The 20,268-nt window shown below is 37.0% G+C and carries 13 protein-coding genes and 1 other RNA gene; 5 read left to right on the top strand and 9 right to left on the bottom strand.

The genetic code is table 11. From position 1 onward, the window contains the following. Positions 1-84 precede the first annotated feature (84 nt). Together ALPR1_RS12990 and rnpB are read right to left on the bottom strand one after the other, a co-directional pair. On the bottom strand, positions 85-1,242 hold the full coding sequence (locus ALPR1_RS12990) for a sigma-54-dependent transcriptional regulator (protein WP_008201311.1): 1,158 nt from the start codon (positions 1,240-1,242) through the stop codon (positions 85-87). Between the two features lie 17 nt (positions 1,243-1,259). Continuing rightward, positions 1,260-1,687: RNase P RNA component class A (gene rnpB, locus ALPR1_RS20470), an RNA gene on the bottom strand. A gap of 216 nt (positions 1,688-1,903) precedes the next feature. On the opposite strand from rnpB, the gene ALPR1_RS12985 reads away from it, so the two are divergent. Further along, positions 1,904-2,377, top strand: coding sequence for a DUF4442 domain-containing protein (locus tag ALPR1_RS12985; protein ID WP_008201308.1), 474 nt, complete (start codon positions 1,904-1,906; stop codon positions 2,375-2,377). Positions 2,378-2,427: 50 nt separating this feature from the next. Next, positions 2,428-2,991 carry a DUF3109 family protein gene (locus ALPR1_RS12980; protein WP_008201306.1) on the top strand — a complete coding sequence of 188 codons (564 nt, stop codon included), beginning with the start codon at positions 2,428-2,430 and terminating at the stop codon, positions 2,989-2,991. Between the two features lie 57 nt (positions 2,992-3,048). Here the strand turns inward: ALPR1_RS12980 and ALPR1_RS12975 are convergent, their stop codons facing one another. The 3 genes from ALPR1_RS12975 to ALPR1_RS12965 all read right to left on the bottom strand — a co-directional run bounded on the left by ALPR1_RS12975 (position 3,049) and on the right by ALPR1_RS12965 (position 7,610). Beyond that, the gene (locus ALPR1_RS12975; RefSeq protein WP_008201304.1) at positions 3,049-5,334 is read right to left on the bottom strand and encodes a S9 family peptidase; all 2,286 of its coding nucleotides are present in this window, start codon (positions 5,332-5,334) and stop codon (positions 3,049-3,051) included. Positions 5,335-5,431: 97 nt separating this feature from the next. Next, a complete protein-coding gene (locus ALPR1_RS12970) occupies positions 5,432-5,989 on the bottom strand; it encodes a DUF5655 domain-containing protein (protein ID WP_008201302.1) in 558 nt (185 codons plus the stop codon). 475 nt (positions 5,990-6,464) lie between these two features. Further along, positions 6,465-7,610, bottom strand: a complete 1,146-nt coding sequence (locus ALPR1_RS12965; protein WP_008201299.1) for an acyltransferase family protein — start codon at positions 7,608-7,610, stop codon at positions 6,465-6,467. Between the two features lie 123 nt (positions 7,611-7,733). On the opposite strand from ALPR1_RS12965, the gene ALPR1_RS12960 reads away from it, so the two are divergent. Next, positions 7,734-8,612: a PPK2 family polyphosphate kinase gene (locus tag ALPR1_RS12960; protein ID WP_008201297.1), complete on the top strand. Its 879-nt coding sequence runs from the start codon at positions 7,734-7,736 to the stop codon at positions 8,610-8,612. Positions 8,613-8,754: 142 nt separating this feature from the next. Next, positions 8,755-10,140 (top strand): S8 family peptidase, encoded by a 1,386-nt coding sequence (locus tag ALPR1_RS12955; protein ID WP_040302816.1) that lies wholly within the window; start codon positions 8,755-8,757, stop codon positions 10,138-10,140. A 110-nt stretch (positions 10,141-10,250) separates the two neighbouring features. Here ALPR1_RS12955 and ALPR1_RS12950 read toward each other — a convergent pair whose 3' ends face one another. Further along, positions 10,251-12,449: a tetratricopeptide repeat protein gene (locus tag ALPR1_RS12950; RefSeq protein WP_008201293.1), complete on the bottom strand. Its 2,199-nt coding sequence runs from the start codon at positions 12,447-12,449 to the stop codon at positions 10,251-10,253. Positions 12,450-12,737: 288 nt separating this feature from the next. Here ALPR1_RS12950 and ALPR1_RS12945 point away from each other — a divergent pair, with 288 nt between their 5' ends. Continuing rightward, positions 12,738-14,012: a S8 family serine peptidase gene (locus ALPR1_RS12945; protein ID WP_008201291.1), complete on the top strand. Its 1,275-nt coding sequence runs from the start codon at positions 12,738-12,740 to the stop codon at positions 14,010-14,012. 77 nt (positions 14,013-14,089) lie between these two features. On the opposite strand, the gene ALPR1_RS12940 is transcribed toward ALPR1_RS12945, so the two are convergent. The 3 genes from ALPR1_RS12940 to ALPR1_RS12930 are packed head-to-tail and all read right to left on the bottom strand — an operon-like array spanning position 14,090 to position 19,989. Continuing rightward, positions 14,090-16,213, bottom strand: coding sequence for a c-type cytochrome domain-containing protein (locus ALPR1_RS12940; RefSeq protein ID WP_008201290.1), 2,124 nt, complete (start codon positions 16,211-16,213; stop codon positions 14,090-14,092). A gap of 7 nt (positions 16,214-16,220) precedes the next feature. Beyond that, on the bottom strand, positions 16,221-17,675 hold the full coding sequence (locus ALPR1_RS12935) for a DUF1501 domain-containing protein (protein WP_008201289.1): 1,455 nt from the start codon (positions 17,673-17,675) through the stop codon (positions 16,221-16,223). 1 nt (position 17,676) lies between these two features. Then, positions 17,677-19,989, bottom strand: a complete 2,313-nt coding sequence (locus tag ALPR1_RS12930; protein WP_008201287.1) for a PSD1 and planctomycete cytochrome C domain-containing protein — start codon at positions 19,987-19,989, stop codon at positions 17,677-17,679. Positions 19,990-20,268: the final 279 nt, after the last annotated feature.

Below are 20,268 nucleotides of genomic sequence, written 5' to 3'. Positions count from 1 at the left end.
AGCATGTGCTTCCAGTAAACCATGTCCAGCTTACGCAAAAGCTCCAACTACTGAAAAACCGAATAGTTAAAAATAATGCTGACCTTAATAGTCAGCATATTTTTTTATATCCTCAATACTGATTTCTGGTTCTCCTAGAATTACCAGACGTTCAATTACATTTCTTAATTCACGAATATTTCCTGTCCAGGGAAACTCCTGAAGCTTTTTAATTGCGGCCGTGGAGATCGTCTTTTTGGGTGATCCGTTTTCAGCAGCGATATCTTCTAAAAACTTGTCGACCAATAGAGGGATATCTTCTTTTCTTTCTTTTAATGCAGGTACCTGAATCAAAATCACGCTTAACCGGTGATACAAATCCTCTCTGAAATTGTTTTCCTTAATTTCGGATTTCAAATCTTTATTAGTAGCCGCAAGTACTCTAACATCCACTTTGATGTTTTTGTCGCTTCCGACTCGATTGATCAAATTTTCCTGTAAAGCTCGAAGGACTTTTGATTGAGCTGAAAGGGACATGTCACCAATTTCATCTAAGAATAGTGTGCCTCCTTGAGCTTGTTCAAATTTTCCTTGACGTTGTTTATGCGCCGAAGTAAATGCCCCTTTTTCATGACCAAATAATTCGCTTTCAATAAGTTCTGAAGGGATCGCAGCACAGTTTACTGCCACAAAAGGGTTGGAAGATCTGTTACTTTTTGCGTGAACCCAATGCGCAACCAATTCCTTTCCCGTTCCATTTGGGCCTGTGATTAGCACACGAGCGTCTGTGGGAGCAACTTTTTCAATGGTTTCTTTCACATGCTTTATTGCAGGTGAATCACCAACCATGTCCAGCTTTTTAGAAAGCTTTTTCTTTAAGACTTTGGTCTCAGTAATTAAGTTTTTCTTCTCTAGCGCATTTCTGACGGTCAAAAGTAATCTATTGAGATCAGGTGGCTTTGGGATGAAGTCAAAGGCTCCTTTTTTTGTGGCTTCGACAGCAGTTTCGATACTGCCATGAGCAGAAATCATGATAAACTGAGGTGATTTTACCAAGGCTTTGGCTTTTTCTAAAACCTCAATCCCATCCATTTTTGGCATTTTGACATCACAAAGTACCAGATCAAAATCCTCCTCGGTTAATTTACTGAGTCCTTCAGCACCATCTTGGGCTTCTGTAACATCAAATTTTTCATACTCTAGAATCTCACGTAATGTAGCTCGGATGACTTTTTCGTCATCAATGATTAAAATCTTTGACATGTCTCGAATTTAATAGAAAAAAGTGCAAGTCTATAAGCCGGGTTCTGTTCCCTGAAAAATTCAGGGCTCCTGCCATTTATCTAGTCCCGACTTCACAATCGGGATCCATCGATCTACCCATTCCGCATAAAAGCGAGCAACTTTTTTTGGAATTTAATCCAAAGCGGAACCTATTTGATCTTTCAACCCATAAGGTTTGCCATGCCCCCGGCATCACTGACGGGGCGGTGGGCTCTTACCCCACCTTTTCACCCTTTCCCACTGGTTAAAAACCAATAGGTGGTTTGTTTTCTGTGGCACTGTCTGTAAACTAACCGTCACCAGTTAGCCCCCTTCCCGTTAGGAAGTATGGTGCTCTATGTTGCCCGGACTTTCCTCCCCGCAACTCTAATACATCCAATCGAAATTGAATTTTCAAGTACGGGACGGCAAGACGACTTGCACGAAGTAAAGAACGGAATTTTATTCCAGATAGGTTTCAGTTATTTTAAAAATGGTTTTCAGGAAATGTGAATTGCTTCAGGCATTTTTTGAAGCCTAAAAAAATTTTGAAGCGTTGATTTAGTTTGATCTGCTTACTAAGTGGTTGATATATAGTCTTCTGTATAAATATTTTCTATACAGTAAGGATAGTCTTAAATAATTCGGTTAAATTTTAATTATGAGTCGTGATAAAAAATTTAAAAGGTTAATCAGGTTAGTGAATTGGTATCCACCTTTTCTTTTCTCTGGGATAAAGGTTGTAGAGCACTCTGATGATTTTAAGTTTTTTAAAGTGAGATTGAAGGTGACTTGGTTTAATAGAAATTTGATTGGAACTGCCTTTGGAGGCTCACTTTACTCCATGTGTGATCCGTTTTTCATGTTTATTTTAATCGCAAATTTGGGAGAAGATTATATCGTTTGGGATAAGTATGCTTCCATCGATTTTGTAAAACCTGGAAAAGGAGTTGTTTACGCAACGTTTTCACTAAGTCAAGACGAAATCCAAGGAGTGAAAGAGCTTGCAAATAAGGACGGAAAGCATGTGGTTGAGTTTCCATGCGAAGTCAAAGATGAAGCAGGAAATGTGATAGCGAGTCTTAAGAAAGGGGTGTATGTGAAGAGAAAGGATTTTCAAAAAGCCAGAACATAAATTCCTTTTGAAACACTTTGCTTACATTTGGATTCAAATTTGACCCGGTTATGATTTTAGTAGGAAATGCGGTTCTTTCTGATGATATCAAAGAGAACTTTTTTGTTTGTGATTTGGAGGCTTGTAAAGGTGCCTGTTGTGTGGAAGGAGATGCTGGAGCTCCCTTAGAGGAAGAAGAAACGAAAATAATCGAGGATATTTATCCCATTGTCAAAGACTATATTTCGGAAGAAGGAAGGCAAGCTATCAAAGAACAGGGTACTTGGGTGATAGATAAGGATGGAGATAAAGGAACTCCTACGATAGGAGACAATAGAGAGTGTGCATATGCCTTGTATGATGATAGAGGGATACTAAAATGTGGAATAGAACAAGCTTACCTAGATGGTAAAATCAGTTGGAAAAAACCGATCAGCTGTCATATGTACCCTATTAGAGTGACGAAATATGATGAATTTGATGCCTTGAATTACGATCGCTGGCATATCTGTGATCCGGCTTGCCAATTAGGATCTTCTTTAAAAGTGCCGATTTATAAATTTCTAAAAGATGCCTTGATCCGGAAATATGGAGAGGCTTGGTATGAAGACTTGCTCAAGGAGATTGAAGGTTGATTAAAAAGAGAGGGGTTTGGATGTAGTTCCAAACCCCTCTCTTTTTTCCCTTTAATATCAATCAGTTTTTATTTTGTAATGCCTAATGGGTTCTTCTCCCATTAAGTGTTCAATAAAATAGTCCCAGCGTTTTTTTGTAAAATAATCTCCATTTGTCCTGCCAAAACTATGATTTCGGCTTGGCCAGATGAATAGATCAAAGTCCTTCCCTGCATTGATTAGAGCTTCTGCAAATTTGAAAGTTGCCGAAGGGTTTACGTTTTCGTCTATTCCTCCATGAGCCAGTAACAAATGACCCTTCAGGTTTGCTGCATTGGTGATATTAGATTGCTGATGATAGAAGTCTCCTACAGGATATCCCATGTACATTTCTGGCCACCAAGCTTTTTCCATTCGATGGTCATGGTCACCTGCAGAAGCAACGGCTACTTTATAAAAGTCAGGATGTAATAAGATGGCTCTTGCTGCATCATAACCTCCAGCAGAGTGACCAAAAATTCCAACTTTATCTACATCCATAAACTTATGCTGAGAAGCGAGTTCTTTAATTGCCAATACATGGTCAGTAGTTCCATCACCTAGGTTTTTATAGGAAACATCGTTAAATGCTTTTCCTCTACCATGTGTGCCTAATCCATCCACTGTGACTACCACAAAACCTAACTCTGCCATGGGTTGCTGTAATCCCACCAAACCACCGCTAAAGGTCTTTGGAGTAATGTCAATATGGGGGCCGGTGTATGTGTAATCTACTATAGGGTATTTCTTTTTAGAGGAGAAGTTGGTAGGCACATAATATATCCCATAAATGGTGGTTTTTCCATCTTTGGCAGTTGCGGTAAATTGTTTTGGGCTTTGATATCCTCTTTCTAATAGATTTGAAATGTCAGCTTTAGAAATTTCATGGACAATTTTTCCTGTTTTCAATTCTCTGACAACCGAGTTGGTCGGTTCAGCAACCGTAGAATAATTGTCTACGAAGTAATCACTCCCTGGAGAATAAGAAACATCATGAAAAGAGTTTTCCGGCGTCAAGAGGGTAAGCTCTGATCCATCGAAATTAACTTTATAAACAAAAGAATAATAGGGGTTTACGCCTTCTTCCTTGCCATTTGCTTCAAAGTAAATCACCTCATTGTCTTCATCTATATAAAGTAGGTTCTTCACGACATATTCTCCATCTGTGATTCGATTGATCAAATCCCCGGACTTCCAATTCATTAGGTACAATTGATTCCAGCCTGACTTTTCAGTGCCTAGAATAAAGGAACCATTATCCAGTCTCCTAAAAATATTATTGTTGTTCACATGAGTAGGGGAGCTTTCCGAATATACTTTGCGGATTTCTGTAGTTTGAGCATCGATTTCTAAAAGGTCGAAAGCTTTGAATCCACGATGTAAATAAGTGCCAAAAATATGCTCACTATCACGATCCCAATTAAAATACATTCCTATAAAATGGGGTAGGGCTAACTCACTGAATTTGGTGAGTTTCTTTGTTTCTAAATCAACAAGTATAGGTATATAGGTGACTACAGTAGTATCTCCTGGAGACCCACGGTAATAGCCCTGGAGTTGTGGACGAAATTTATCATCCTGACTATTATCCAATAGCAACATTTTCTCAGCTAGCCTCAAATCCACAATTTGGGTTTGAATTTTCTTTGAATCTGGTGACCAGTTGACTCTAAAATGAGCAGGTCTCTCCCCATTTTCGCCATAAATCATATCAGACCAACCCCAATTAGAAGCGTATTCGTAATCTTTTTTTCCATCGAAACTCAATTGACTTTCTTCTCCGGTTTCAAGATTCTCAACAAACAGATTAAAGTTTTTTACATAAGCTTTCCACTTTCTATCGGGAGAAACAGAATAATCCCTATTGGGTCGATCAGAAGCTCTTTTCGATTCTAAGTTCCCTTCCGAATAAGTCCAGCTTTGGTTTTTCCACTCAAAACTGATTTCCCCATTCTCTTTGATTTGGATTCGATTGAAAGGCAAATTTTTAGCAGCTATATCCCCATCAGTTTTTTCACTTAGAAGACTTGCCAGTTCATCATGGTCAAAAGCTTCTTTGGTAGTCTTTTTCAAGATATCTGTCACAAAAAAACGCTTGCCATCCTCCGTGTATGTTTGGTGCCAAAACTTAGTTTTTCCTTCCAGCCAGTTTGGATTGACCGAGAGGTGATAAACTTCTTTTTGAATGTTATTGCTCAGAAAATACTCAGCTCTGTGATAGGTGTCTTCAGTAATTTGAGCTTGAGATAAATTCCCAAATAATGAGAAGATAAAAACAAAAAATAAGGTGATATAATAGGGGGATGGCTGATCGTATTTTTTCATGCTTTTGAAAGTCAATTGACTTCCAAGGTATCTCTGAAATAGGAAATAAACACCTCAGTTATTGATCAATTTTGCGTTTTTTTTGTAAATGGTAAGTTTAGCCAGCAGCTTCGTAAGCTTTTTTTAGCCAATTGATGAGTTCTTTGGAGTATTGCTCTTCAGGATTGATAATCATTACTCTATGGCTTACCATTCCACTGGATTTTGTATCAAGTTCAAGTATCCCCTTCGGCTCTTGACCTTTCAAATTGATACCTACTTCATATCGTGTCTTTGTCGCTGGCACAAGTAAGGCAAACTGCTTTTTTCTTCTGACACTGACATAAGAGTTTTTGGGAGCAAATTCCACATCCTTGCCAAACGCACTTATTTCTTTCTTAAGCTTTTCGAATAAAGGGAGGAAATGTTCTTTTCCTTTGTATTGTTTTGTTATTAATTCATCTGTTTCATTTACTGATCCAGCATCAGATTTTAGAGTTTTAAGAGCAACAAGGTTGGCAAAACCATGGGTAAAGTCATGATTGGTCTTTAAATATTTGAGGATCTCACCATGCTTAGCAAAATTTTCTTTTTTCACAATGGAGATCCATTCATCGAGACTTTTCCCTGTTTTTTTATGAAGATTTTCAATCATGGTTTTTGCTGCCTGATCCATATTGAGAGCTTTTAAAAGTTTATTTTAGATAGATTGTGAAGTAATCAGAACCATATATAAGTAGGATTCTGATGTCTTGGATGAGTACTTTATCTTTTTCAAGATAAGGATTCCATGTTTTTCTGCCAATAATTTGAAGCACTTGACTCACTAAAAAATGATCGATCAAAACATTAATATTATCTCCTGTAATTCGATTATTGCATCTGCTAAAATTGGGAGCCACACCTTAAGAATTTAACATGGGTTTAGGTAAGACTGATTTTAAGATAAACTCAGGATGTCCTGTAACATCCACCATGTCAAGAAACCCTTTGGGTTTTATAGGAGCAATGATTACTCTTTTTTATCGATAATCATCGATATCTAAAACGCCAAACTCCAATTTTAAGGTCAAAAAAAATCCCTGTTTATTACCAAACAGGGATTTTTTACAAATGATTGATGGAGTTAGTTGAATTGCTGTGTTTTAGAATTAAACCTTGATGTAGATTTTTCTTTTGTCCATCCAAAGACCTATCAACCAAATCACTAGCATGTAAGTAAAGGCAAAGAAAAATGATGCATTTTTAGGATTTAACCAACTGGTGAAAATGTTTTGATAAATCACCCCACGCAAGGTAGTTTCACCTACAGGTATCATACTCAGAAGGGAAATGACTATACCAGAAGCAACATAAAGTATGAGTGGGTTTCTGCCAAAGACTTCAAAGAAGTACGTCCAGTTTTTTACTTTTTGTAATTCGATGATATAAACCAATAAAGCCAGAAGCACCATATCTATTCCTACGGTAAGTAGAACATAGGAGCTAGTCCATATCTTTTTGTTAATAGGAAATACAATGTCCCAGATATAGGCCAAGACAATTAAAACTACAGCACCAATAAGTAGCTTTTTAATACTTTCTAGGGTGTTTCCATACTTCTGAACCATTTTACCTATGATGTATCCAGCTATTACATTTACGATGGATGGAAGGGTGCTTAGTAGACCTTCTGGATCAAATGGAATTCCTTCACCTCCATACATTCTATCCACACCGATTAGGCTTAAATCTAGTTTGATGGCAGCATTACCTGTTAGGCCATAGGGGTCTGAGCTGTCACCAAAAACATACATGATTCCCCAATAGGTTAATAGGGCTATGCCACTAAAAATCCATCCTAACCTTACACCTCCAATATAAAGGATGATAGCGGCAAAGAAATAGCATAGAGCAATTCTTTGTAGTACACCAAACAGTCTTACTTCAGTAATGTTAATAAGGCTAAAGTTTCCGGTCTCAGATATGTCATAAAAAGGGAAGGCATTGAGTAACCAGCCTATAAGAAAGATGAGTAAAGTTCTTTTTCCTACTTTTTTAAAAAAAGCAGAAGTTGGCATTTCTTGAAGTTTTTTCATGGAAAAACTCATGGCATTACCAACTACGAATAGAAAGGTGGGGAACACGAGGTCTGTGGGAGTGAATCCGTGCCATTTAGCATGTGCCAATGGGGCATATAGGTTGGACCAGTCGCCAGCAGAATTTACTACTATCATAAAAGCGATGGTCAATCCTCTCAATACATCTAATGCTAAATACCTGTTTTTTAATAAATCTGTTTTTGGGGTTAATGTCATTTCTAAATAGAGTGGGTGGCTTTTTATAAAATCAAAATTTAGAAGAAGTCTTCAGGCTTCAATTTAAAATATTATCTTGGTTTATGCTTTTAAGCTAAATTTTTATTGAATAAAGTTTTTATTATGAGACATGTCGATATTGAAAATTTGAAGGTCAGTAATCCTATTGACTTAAAAACTACTCCAACATTTCTGGATTTAGAAACTTCTGAGAAAAAGAAATCCAAGAAGCTGAATGAGTATCGTGAGGAATTGAGTGAGCATCAAGATACCATGTATGCCCATAATAAATATTCGGTTTTAATATGCCTTCAGGGGATGGATACCGCAGGAAAAGATAGTCTTATTCGTGAAGTTTTTAAGGAGTTTAATCCAAGAGGAGTAGTAGTGCATAGTTTTAAAACACCTTCAAAGAGAGAATTAGAGCATGATTTTATTTGGAGACATTATGTGGCACTTCCAGAGAGAGGGAAGTATGCTGTTTTTAACCGAACTCATTATGAAAATGTCTTAGTAACTCGGGTTCATCCAGAATATATTCTAAATGAGAATATCCCAGGGATTGAATCTGTTGATGATATAACGCCTGCTTTCTGGGAAAATCGATTTGATCAAATCAATAATTTTGAATCTCATATAAGCCAGAATGGAGTAATCGTTCTGAAGTTTTTCCTTCATTTGGGAAAAGAGGAGCAGAGGCAACGGCTCTTGAGAAGGCTTAATAAAGAAAAGCACAACTGGAAGTTTTCTCCTGGAGACCTCAAGGAGCGCGAGCATTGGGATGAATATCAAGACTATTATCAAGATGCTATCAATCGAACCTCAAAGCCTCATGCCCCTTGGTATGTTATTCCTTCGGATAATAAGGAGACAGCAAGGGTACTTGTGGCAAAAGTGATTTTAGAGGAAATGAAGAGATATAAAGATATTGTTGAACCAAAGTTGGATAAGTCTATTGCAGATAATATAGCTCTTTATAAAAAGGAATTAGAAAATAAATAGTCTACATGAGACATGTGATAAGTACTATTAATAAATTAAAATAGTACAAAAATAAATTGGATTATTTTTTTATAACCGTGGAATTTTTTAATTTAAATAGCTTTTAAAGAATTGATTTTTAGTTATTTAAATTTTTACGGATATGAAAAAGTTATTTCTTCCCTTGTTATTGTGTTTTTTGTGGTTTTCCTGTTCTAAAAATACGCCACTAATCAGCGATTCCAATCAAAATAAGACGAGTGTAGAACAACTCTATAATTATGAGTTAATTTTTAATGAAGATGCTGGATTCACTCCTTTATCAAATAATACTTATTGTGAAGAAGGTTTTGCAAATGAAAAGTGCCAAAACGAAGTAGAAACTCTAAAGGCCGAAGTCCTTCAAATTATTAATTCCATAGATAGCACCATACAAGTGGATAAAAATCACATTAGGGTATTTTATAATGTATCAGTCTATCTGCAAGGCTTAAACTCCTCCCAGATTGAAAATTTAAATAGGAACTCCCTGGAATCTAACTATTTCCAGAATGAGGTTTTTGAATTACAGATTCGAAGGCCAATTATGCAGTCAGATTTCATAGAGCAAACTAGAAAGCCGATGATGCAAGAGCAAATGCGATATGATTCAGCGAAAAAGACTAGCACTTTGATTGAGGAAATTGGTGGAGGTCAACCGGGATTACCTTCTAAAAGCCATCGTGTTTGGATTGTTGATTCTGGAGTAGATATAAGTCATCAAGATTTAAATTTTCAAAGTCCTGAAATTGCTTTATCAGTCGACTTTACTGTTCCCCCACTGAATCCCCATAATAACCCCTTTAATGACGAAAATGGTCATGGTACATTCATGGCAGGAGTTATAGGAGGAGCGGCCTCTACAGACCCTATTTTCCAAGATGGATATGGTGTTAATGGTGTTTTTCCAAATGCAAAAATGGTTGCTATAAAAATATTCGATAAAAATGATCATACCACCTCAGCTGAAATAGTATCTGCTCTTAATTATATATTAACAAATGCTAATTCATCTGACATTGTGAATCTAAGTTGGGGGGCTGACATTCAAATTTCAGACTGCACTTCAAATAAATACAAAGGAATTCGAGATTTAATCTTGGCGCTTGCAAATAATGATATCAAAGTGGTCATGTCGGCAGGAAATGGTTCTAAAGAGTCATTAACTAATTTCCCTGGCTGTATTGAATTGAGTTCGGATCCAAATCCAATAAGCTCGAATATTTATACCATTGGATCAGTTGAAATCCCTTGTTCGGGTACTTACTTCTATTCTAGTTTTTCAGATTATGGTAGACCCTCCGTAGATTTTCTGACACCAGGTGAAAATATATTTACAACAGCATTGAATGGTGAATATGTCTTAGTATCAGGTACTTCTATTTCTGCTGCGATGTTTTCAGGTATCCTTTACCATGACCAAGGAGTGGGAATACTGAGATCAATAAAAAGAGGTGCATCACCAGGTGATCCTGATCCAGATTATCCCATAGCAAAAATTGGAAACTAACCTTTCTTTCCAGTTATAAAATGAAAAAAAATGGCTGAATTTTTATTCAGCCATTTTTGCTATTCGGTTTTCATTGAGAGTTACTAGTTCAAAAAATACCCTTTGATCAATTATAAATTAGTGTTTAGTTGAATTTCCGAAGACTTCAGCTTCCTATTTAATTCAATGTGCATTTGAGATATATTATTAATAATATTCTTAAACATCATGTCATTTCTAAAATTGTCAAAAATTGGATTGTTGATTATGTGGAAGTCATCTCTAAAGCCAAATTCAACAGCTTGATTTAAATATTCAAGAGCTTTAGTTTTGTTATTTTTTAGTGCTTCTAACTGAGCTAAATCAAACAATATAATAGGATCATTTTCGATAGGTTCATTGCCCCCTTTCTGCCTAATTGAAATCGCGTTATTTATTAGACTATCAGCTTTTTCGTTTTGATTTGATTTTTGATAGGCGAAGGCAAGGGGGATAGAGGCAGAATTATAGGGGTCATTTAGAATTTCTGGATTAACTAAAATGGCTTTTTCAAAATATTCCTCCGATTTTTCAATCTCCCCACTCCAAAATGAAATCAACCCTACAGTTGAATAAACAAAATCCAAATCATGAATCGAGTCCTTGAGAATAAGGTTAATACTCTCAAAGGCTTTTTCCCTATTGCCTTGCTCTAAATATAAGTAAGCAATTTGTTCTGAAGTAACTGGATCAAATTTTATTGAATTAGCTTTTTCAAGCCAGTTTAAAGCCAAATCATAATGGTTTAATATTCTATAAATCCATCCTGAAATTTGAAATGGAATAAAGCTAGTAGGTTTTAGCTTGGTTGATTTTTGTTGAAGTAAAAGTGCCTCCGCTAAATGGCCTTGAATCATATTAACAGTAGCTAAATTCCCAATCGCTTCACTATAATTAGGTTTTATAGAAATTGCTATCTCAAATGATTTTTTTGCATTTTCTAATTGTCCCAAATAGTAATAAGTATTGCCCCTCGTCTTATAAAGTTCTGCTGAATTTGAATCAATTAAAAGCCCCTTTTCACTAACAGCATTACTTGAATCAAACATAGAAAGTTGTGAATAGGTATCTGCTAGACCTGCATAGGCTAAGGTGAAGTTAGGGTCGATTTCTTTTGCTTTCTTAAAGTATTCAATAGCAACTTTATAACTCTCAGGATTATATTCTGAATATTTCTCTTTTGCTTTTAAATACCATTCATAAGCCTCTGGGCTAGAAGTAAGAACTTTTCCTATTTCTGCTTCCTCTTTGGCAGATAAAGCGATGCCTAAAACCCTTGAAATCTCTTTTGCGATTACACTTTGAATTCTCAATAAATCTTGACCACTACGGGTAAATGAAGATGTCCATAGGTTTTTGTTTTCTTCAACGTCTATAAACTGAACATTTACTTTCGTCATGTCCCCAAGGTATTGTATGGACCCTTTAAGGATGGTGCTGACCTCCAGTATTTTAGCTAAAGAGTCTAAATTTAAATTTGGATTTGTAATGTTTTCAATTGAAGAGTACGAAATAACTTTAATATCATTAATCTCTGCTAATTGACTGATTATCTCCTGAGTGATATCTTTTGAATAGACGTCTTGAGGCGTCTTTGGATCTACATTTACAAATGGCAATACCGCTACAGATTTATCCTTTTCCCAGGTATAATTATTCCATACCAATGAATAAATTAAAAATAAAATCAGTGTAATGGTGACACCCATACCAACCCAGAATTTCCAGGGGGACTTATCCTGAAACTTGATATTTTTAATTAAATCTTTTCTAGTAGGGGCAGAGCATGGAGGATTAGTAAGCGCAAATAGATCAATATCCTTTTCGACATTTTTTAGATCAAAAACGCCAAGCTCATTATGAGTAAATGAATTGTTTTTAGGTAATAGTTGAAGGATTTGTCTAGAGAAAATGATACAAGAAGGAATGCCTATTCCCTGAATCCTGGCAGTGACGTTAACAGCATCCCCAAAAACATCCCCATGATCAAAAATAATTTCTCCACAATGAAGCCCGATTCTCAGTTGGATATTCCCGTTTTTGATCCAATATTTTTGAATTTCTAAACTGGCCTTTAATGATTCTTCTGCAGTTTCAAATGTGGCTAAAATGCCATCTCCCAACTCCTTGATGACTTGCCCATGGTATTTGGCCGTTACCTCTGTGTGAATTCGTAAATTTTCTTTGATAAGTTCAAATGCCTTGTCTTCATCTTTTCCCATCAATGTCGTATACCCTACGATATCTGAAAAAAATACTACAGAAAGCTTTTTGTTTAATCCTGAACTCATAGAAAAAGTATCATAAAGCGATTTAAATCGGTGATTGACAAGCGAACTTTAATTAATCTAATCATTTTTACCTAGCTAATAAAATCCCATGATGCAACGCAAGGAATAAAAATTCCAAAATTTATTACTACCCTAAAATTTATCACTCTTCGTCAAATATAGTTCACGTATTTATAGCTAGCACTCTTCAATTATACCTAATAGAAAGTGTTTTACAATAATAAAAATGTATTTTAGAGTAAAATTACCTTGAAATATTTCAATTTTTCACCCATAGACTTTTACATCATGAAAAACTATTTGATACTGGTTTTGTTTCTGGTATTTGGAACTAATTTATTTGGTCAAACAAATACCTATGTGGTTTCTATGAAACCCGGATTTGAAAGGGCTGTATTAGCAGATAGAGTTAAAGATAGCGACCGTGAACGGCAAGCTTCGATAAATGAAAATAATCGAAATCTTAAGCGAGGAAGAATAAATGAATTTTTAAGAAGTAAGGGTATTTCCAATGTAAAAGGCCAGTTCATGGATGTGAAAATTGGATTTTTACTAGATATCACCGAAGATGAAGCTGAGAGGTTGAGAAATGATCCAAATGTGGAAAGTGTCATCAAAGATGATGTTGTTAATGTAGAGCCTGTTGATGATGGAAGATCAAATCCAGATACTCAAGGTAGACCTATCATGCAGGGAAGGCCAATTATGCAAGGAAGACCTATTATGCAATCTGAAGAGTTGAGTAGCAATTGGTTATATGATTCGGATTTAAAAGGAAGTTGTGCGATTCCTTTGGTAGGTGGCTCATCAAATGGGAGTCGTAAGCCACAGAGTATCTGGATTATAGATACAGGGGTGGATCAGTCGCATAGAGGCCTTAATGTGAATAGGAAATTAGGCGTTTCTTTTGTGGAAAATGAAACAGCATTTGATGATTTCCTTGGGCATGGAACTCATATTGCAGGAATTGCTGCTGGGAAAAATTCAGGAAGAATAGCGGCGACTGGTGTTTCGGCTGGGGCGGAAGTTATTCCTATCAAGGTGTTTGACCAAAATGGAAATGGAAGTTGGGCAAGTATTCTTTTAGCTCTGGATTATATCGCAATATATGGACAGGAAAATGATGTGATTCTGATGAGCTTAGGCAGTTTTAACGTGTCTGATTGTGAAAACTCAAATCCATTATTAAGCTCCGCCATTCATGCTCTTGCTGAAAAGAATATGTTTGTGGTGATGTCAGCAGGAAATGATAATGGGAATGCAGGAAGAAATTTACCTGGCTGTATTAATGGTCCAAACATCTTTACCATCGGAGCTCTGGATTTTGAATGCGGTGAAATAGGAGGAAAGTACGAATATTCAAACTATGGACCTGGAGTCGATTATTTTGTTCCTGGATCTAGAATTTTTTCAACTTGGCCAAATGATAGATACCAGATCATGTCAGGAACATCAATGGCTGCAGCTCTATTCGCAGGAATAGTTCATGCAACTGATGGGGTTATTCAATCTTCTGGAAATGTTGATATTGAAGGGCTTAGCTATAAAAAAGCTTCCAAATAAAATAGTGGGGTTGATTCATTAAATGAAAAGCTCAGCAATTTTGCTGAGCTTTTCATTTTTATAGCCTAGTGGAGAGATTAGTCTTCTAAGAGTAATTCATCTATAAACACCCAGCCTTTTTCTCCTGCACCGGGATGCCATTTTGGAAGTCTCGTTAAAGGGCTAAGCCTCACTCTTACTTCATTAAAGTCCCCCTTTGGAAGATCATAGCCCAAAGCTTCTAGTCTAGCAAGTTTAATATCCTTGCTTTGCTCTGGATTTTCTTTAATGATTTGCTTCCATTCATTACCTTCTTTTACCCAAATTTCAACTAAAGAGGGTGGGAAAATATAGGCTCCTTCATGGTAAAGTAGACTAAAAACAATTTTACTGGGGTGCTCATTTTCATCAAAAGAGAAACTGAAGTCCAATGGGTTGTCTTGGTATCCTAACCATTCTCCGGTAGTATGATTACTTACGCTTTTTACTTTGTCATTTAGGGTTCGATTCCCCTGTGCTCGATAAGACTTGCTGGGCTGGGTAAGCAATTGAATGTTTTGAGGTTGAATTCCAGATTTGAATAACAGGGTTTTTTCTGTATCACTTCCCAACCAACCATTTGCAAATGCTCTAGCTTCGATTTTGCTGGTGTTCTTAATCCATACGGGGTTCGTATAAAGTGTGCTTTCAACACTATCTGGGGTAGATCCGTCTAAAGTGTACCTAATTTCTACCGTATTTATGGGATGCTTTATTTCCAAGAGCATACTGTCTTGAAATAGGATGTTATCGAAAATTAATTTTGGTGCGTTGAGTTTATATATCTGACCATCATCCTCGAATCCAAAATCAATTTCCACATCCTTCAGATTTTCTACTAGCTTCTCCCTTCCTTGATCAGAGAAGTTAGTTTGCCATACAAATAAATACTTCAGATTTGGAAATTCTTGAAGTCTGGGGATGACCTTATCTGTAATCGCATTGCCAGATAATGCTAGACTCTCAAGGCTTGGAAGCTCTGGAAAACTCTCAATTTGCTCATCACTTAAATCTCCGAAATTTAGTTGAAGTTCTTCTAGATTTGGAAAGCCTGCTAGAAATGAAAAGTCAACATTCTCAAGAGGCATTTTATTTAAATTAATTTGTACGACTTGCTCGCTTATTTTTTTTAGATCCTCTAAGGAAGAAGGGGAGAAAGCAGCGATTCCAAAGTACGAAACCTCCAAAGCAGGAGAATCAGGATAAAGTGGGCTGATCTTCCGATAGAAATTATTTAACTCCTCCACAAGATCTGGATCTGCAGCATCAAAATCATAATTTTTTTGATTACTGAATTTCTCAGAAGCCAAAATAAATAAGTTATCTTCCTTAGGCAATTGAGTTACTTTTTGTTCAAAATCTGCTCCGCCTTTAACCCATGCTGAGAGGATCTCAATTTCTTCCTCGGTAAGCTGTTCCTTGTTTTCGGGAGGCATATGATCTTCATGTTCAAGAGGTAAATGTATTCGTTGGAATAGCAAAGAGTTCTCCGTATCTCCGGCAGTAATAAAAGGGCCTGACTCTCCTCCTTTTTTGATTCCTTCTAAAATATCCAGCCTCAATTCCCCTTTCATTTTACCATCCTTGTGACAGCTTTGACATTTAGCCTTAAAAATAGGCTGAACCATATCTCTGAAAACTTGTGCTTCGGCAAGCTGAACTTGTGGTGGGTTTTTTGATTGGATCGGTGCTAATAAGAAGTCATTTCCATGAGTCAAATTTGCTCCAAAATGACCTGTGAATATTACTAATGCGCCTAACGCAATACTGGTTGGCTTAATAAATGACTGTGAATTATTTCTGAAAAAGTACAACAAGGTGGATAAGACAAAAACTAGAATCCCTAACCATTGATGCCAGGATAATTCTGAACCTTCATATCCTTCTTTTGCAAGAAATAGCCCTGCAATGACTGTTATACCTGCGAAATTACTGCCTATCAATAAACTAAAGGTTCCAACTTCTTTTACTTCTGATTTAATACCTGGTAACCAGAAGAAGAAAATCCCCATTAATATCAAAACAATAGGAAAATGGAGTAGGAGTGGATGGGATCTTCCTATCACTTGAAGCCATTCTGGTAGGACTAGGCTGTTACCAGCAATCGCTAAAATGAATGTCAATCCCAGCCATACAAAGAGTGTATTTTCAAGGATCTGTTGAAGAATAGATTTTTTTAACATTTTCTTCTCAAGCGATTAGGTCTTTGACTACCTTCCCCGAAACATCTGTTAGTCTATATCTTCTTCCTAGATGTTTATAGGTTAACCTCTCATGATCTATTCCCATCAGGTGTAGCATGGTAGCTTGAAAATCATGTACATGAACTGGGTTTTCTGCGATATTATATCCAAAGTCATCAGTTTCTCCATAGACCATACCCGACTTTACGCCGCCTCCGGCCATCCAAATGGAAAACGCACGAGGGTGGTGATCTCGACCATAATTATCTACCTGGATTTTACCTTGACAATAGTTGGTTCGACCAAATTCTCCTCCCCATATGACCAAAGTTTCATCTAACAGTCCTCTTTGCTTTAAGTCTTTGATTAAGGCTGCAGAAGCCTGATCTACATCTTCCGCTTGTAATTTCATTTCATTTGGAAGGTTTCCATGCTGATCCCAACCTTGATGATATAACTGGACAAAGCGAACTCCGCTTTCTGAAAGCTTTCTTGCTAATAGGCAATTTGCGGCATAGGTTCCTGGAACCAAGCAATCAGGACCATACATTTTGATAATGCTATCTGGCTCTTTGGAAACATCTGTCATCTCTGGAACAGCAGTCTGCATTCTAAAAGCCATTTCATATTGCTGAACTTTTGCGCTGATTTGTGGGTCATTAAATTCCTTGTATCTCAGATCATTCATTTCCGCAATTTGATCCAACATTTTACGGCGCTCTGATCTAGACATGGATTCAGGATCTTTTAGATATAGAACTGGGTCTTCTGAATTAGAAAACTGAACTCCCTGATGAGTAGCATCTAAAAATCCATTGCTCCAAAGTTTGGAGTAAACTCCTTGACCATTGCCCCGTCCTCTACTTAAAAGAACACAGAAAGCAGGTAGGTTACTGTTTTCGCTGCCTAATCCATAGCTCAACCAAGAGCCCATACTCGGTCTATTCCCAACTTGTGCTCCAGTTTGGAAAAAGGTAAGCGCTGGATCATGATTGATCGCTTCTGTATGCATTGATTTTACAATGCATATGTCATCGACAACACTAGCTGTATGTGGAAAAAGATCAGATATCCATGCTCTGGATTGACCATATTGATTAAAACCGTAATAGGAGCCAACTAATGGAAAAGATGATTGTCCTGCTGTCATTCCGGTGAGTCTTTGCCCTTTTCGAATCGATTCCGGAAGTTCTTCTCCCATGTTCTTATTCAAAAGAGGTTTGTAATCAAAAGACTCTAACTGGCTAGGTGCGCCATTTTGAAATAAGTAAATCACCCTTTTTGCTTTAGGGGCAAAATGTGGCAATGCAGCCATAATTGCTTCTTCGTCCGGGCTTCCACCTTTAAATAAATCTGGAATTAACAAAGAGCCCAAAGCAACGCTTCCCACTCCTAAACTCAATCGGGAAAGGAATTTCCTTCGATTGAAGTTTAATCCATGCTCTAATATTTCTTTTTCCATCTTAAATCTTGGTAATCGTTTCTTCCAAATTATACAAACTCACTATTACCTGCATCAGAGCAGCAGTCCTTGCTGTCTTGTCTTTTGGGTCAATAGGATATTCGCCAACTTCTAGCGTTGGATTTATTTCTTCCTGATGATTTTGAAAACGCTCGAGTTGATCCTCAAAGTAGCTTTCTAATATTTCTTCCTCTTCAGGTTTTATATCTCGGCATAAAATCCTTTTAAATGCCATTTTTATGGCTTCTGAGTCATTATTATACTCATCATCTAGCTTAGCGGCTAAAACTCTAGAAGCCTCTAAAACCATAGGATCATTAAGCATTACTAAGGCCTGTAATGGGGTGTTAGTTCTACCTCTACCAATTTCGCATCTATCACGGTTACTAGAATCAAAAATGATTGCTTTCGGAGGAGGGACTGTTAGCTTGATGAAATTATAGATTCCTCGCCTGTAAAGGCTGTTGCCAGTATCCTGAACATAGGTAGCCAACTCACCTCTACCGGAGGAGGCAGCTTCCCAAACCCCTTCAGGTTGGTAGGGCTTAACACTGGGGCCACCAATTTCTTGATGTAAAAGTCCGCTACTAGCCAAAACTAGATCTTGAATATTTTCTGCGGTAAGCCTTAATCTTGGAGCTCGAGATAAGTAGATGTTTTCAGGATCAATAGCCAGTTGCTGCTTACTGATTTGAGCTGATTGTTGGTAGGTCGCAGAGCTTAAAATTTGCTTGAGTAATCTTTTGATATCCCAGCCATTTTCCATGAAATCAACAGCTAGCCAGTCTAGTAATTCTGGATGACTTGGTAAATCACCTTGCATCCCAAAATCACCAGCGGATTTTACGATCCCGGTACCAAAGATTTCCTGCCAAATCAAGTTGACAAAAACTCTTGCTGTCAATGGATTTTCTCTATCAGTTGTCCATTTAGCTAAGCCTAACCGGTTCTTTTCTAAATCCTCTTCAAATTCCATAATGGAACCTGGAGTGGACACTGATACTGGTTCTGAAGGGGCATCATATACACCTCGGTCTAAAATATAGGTGGTCCTTTTTTCTTCTCCTTCCAGTTCTCCCATCACAGAAACTGAAAGTTTGGAGGTGTCTTGGTAATTGATGAAACTCATAATCCCCGAAAGGTCCTCCTGATCCACCCATAAAATAGGTGTTTTGGCGGGTTTTGAGACTGATACATCACCTTCATAACCCTTCTCTGGGGTATTGTTGAAAAAGGCAAAGAGCTCATAATAGTCCTTTTGGGAAAAAGGATCATATTTATGGTCATGACATTGTGCACACTCCATCGTGATCCCCAAAACCCCTTTGCTAAAGGTGTTGGTTTTGTCTAACACATACTCGATTCTATATTCCTCGTCAATTACTCCACCTTCTTCTGTGTATTTATGATTTCTGTTGAAGGCAGTTGCCAAAATTTGTTCTTTAGTGGCATTGGGCAATAAATCACCTGCCAATTGATAGGTGATAAATTGATCGTAAGGCATGTTTTCATTAAAGGCATGTATTACCCAATCTCGGTAAGGCCATTGGGATCGAATATTATCGTCCTGATAACCATAACTATCTGCGTATCTTGATATATCCATCCACAAAACCCCTAATTTTTCCCCGAAAGATGGATCTGCCAGCAAACCATCTAACAAGTTTTGGTAGGCATCATTTGAAAGGTCCGAATATTGATCTAAAATTTCTGGGCTAGGAGGAAGGCCTGTTATGTCTAGGCTTGCTCGCTTAATCAATTCCTGAGGGTCTGCTTTTGGGTTAGGCTCTAAGCCTTTTTCAACCATTTTTTGATAAACAAACCGATCAATTTCATTAACTGCCCACTCGTTTTCACTTGGTAGCTCAGGTTTTTCTGCTTTGGTAAAAGCCCAGTGAGGCTCATATTCTGCCCCTTGCTCGATCCATTTTTTTATAAGCCCAATTTCAGTGTCACTGAGAACGAGATTAGATTCAGTGGGAGGCATTAATTCGCCGGGATCTTCACTTGTAATTCTATGAAATAACTCTGATTCTTCAGGTTTTCCAGAAACCAAAGCAAATTTCCCAGGCGATTCCTTGAGGGCTTTGAAAGCGCCTTCCTCAGTATCTAGTCTTAAATCAGCTTCTCTTTTATTGGCGTCTGGTCCATGACATGCAAAGCATTTATCTGATAAGATAGGTCGAATATGAAAGTTATAACTGACTTGATCAATTTCTGACAAAGATGTACCGCTCATTTTATTTTCCTGACAGGAAAATATAAAGGCTATAAGGGGCAGCAATGCGAGAATTTTCAACTTTTTAATGGTCATTTGGGGTAGTTTAATGGGCTTAAGTTATAAAAAATTTTTATAAAAGTATTTTCTAATTATGAAAAAAAAGTAATTAAGTGTATAGGAGTGAGAAGTAGAATGGTAATTCTTCAATGATAATTGATCATTAGTATTTTTTGCAAATTAAAAGTTCTCTATTCTTATTAATTAAGAAATTTTGATGGTTATTAATTGATTTAAACAAAATTAAATTCTGTATTATTGTTTAATTGATTCAGGGAATACAAATGAAAGTAGGAAATTGATGATCTAGTTGAG

It is taken from the genome of Algoriphagus machipongonensis, assembly GCF_000166275.1.
GTDB lineage: Bacteria > Bacteroidota > Bacteroidia > Cytophagales > Cyclobacteriaceae > Algoriphagus > Algoriphagus machipongonensis.
The sequence above is the reverse complement of the archived record's forward strand: the minus strand, read 5'-3'. Positions and strand labels throughout refer to the sequence as shown.

What these genes read in the sequence shown, in the direction of transcription:
- ALPR1_RS12990 (WP_008201311.1), bottom strand. Translation starts at nt 1,242, where the DNA reads ATGTCAAAGATTTTAATCATTGATGACGAAAAAGTCATCCGAGCTACA.
- ALPR1_RS12985 (WP_008201308.1), top strand. Translation starts at nt 1,904, where the DNA reads ATGAGTCGTGATAAAAAATTTAAAAGGTTAATCAGGTTAGTGAATTGG.
- ALPR1_RS12980 (WP_008201306.1), top strand. Translation starts at nt 2,428, where the DNA reads ATGATTTTAGTAGGAAATGCGGTTCTTTCTGATGATATCAAAGAGAAC.
- ALPR1_RS12975 (WP_008201304.1), bottom strand. Translation starts at nt 5,334, where the DNA reads ATGAAAAAATACGATCAGCCATCCCCCTATTATATCACCTTATTTTTT.
- ALPR1_RS12970 (WP_008201302.1), bottom strand. Translation starts at nt 5,989, where the DNA reads ATGGATCAGGCAGCAAAAACCATGATTGAAAATCTTCATAAAAAAACA.
- ALPR1_RS12965 (WP_008201299.1), bottom strand. Translation starts at nt 7,610, where the DNA reads ATGACATTAACCCCAAAAACAGATTTATTAAAAAACAGGTATTTAGCA.
- ALPR1_RS12960 (WP_008201297.1), top strand. Translation starts at nt 7,734, where the DNA reads ATGAGACATGTCGATATTGAAAATTTGAAGGTCAGTAATCCTATTGAC.
- ALPR1_RS12955 (WP_040302816.1), top strand. Translation starts at nt 8,755, where the DNA reads ATGAAAAAGTTATTTCTTCCCTTGTTATTGTGTTTTTTGTGGTTTTCC.
- ALPR1_RS12950 (WP_008201293.1), bottom strand. Translation starts at nt 12,449, where the DNA reads ATGAGTTCAGGATTAAACAAAAAGCTTTCTGTAGTATTTTTTTCAGAT.
- ALPR1_RS12945 (WP_008201291.1), top strand. Translation starts at nt 12,738, where the DNA reads ATGAAAAACTATTTGATACTGGTTTTGTTTCTGGTATTTGGAACTAAT.
- ALPR1_RS12940 (WP_008201290.1), bottom strand. Translation starts at nt 16,213, where the DNA reads ATGTTAAAAAAATCTATTCTTCAACAGATCCTTGAAAATACACTCTTT.
- ALPR1_RS12935 (WP_008201289.1), bottom strand. Translation starts at nt 17,675, where the DNA reads ATGGAAAAAGAAATATTAGAGCATGGATTAAACTTCAATCGAAGGAAA.
- ALPR1_RS12930 (WP_008201287.1), bottom strand. Translation starts at nt 19,989, where the DNA reads ATGACCATTAAAAAGTTGAAAATTCTCGCATTGCTGCCCCTTATAGCC.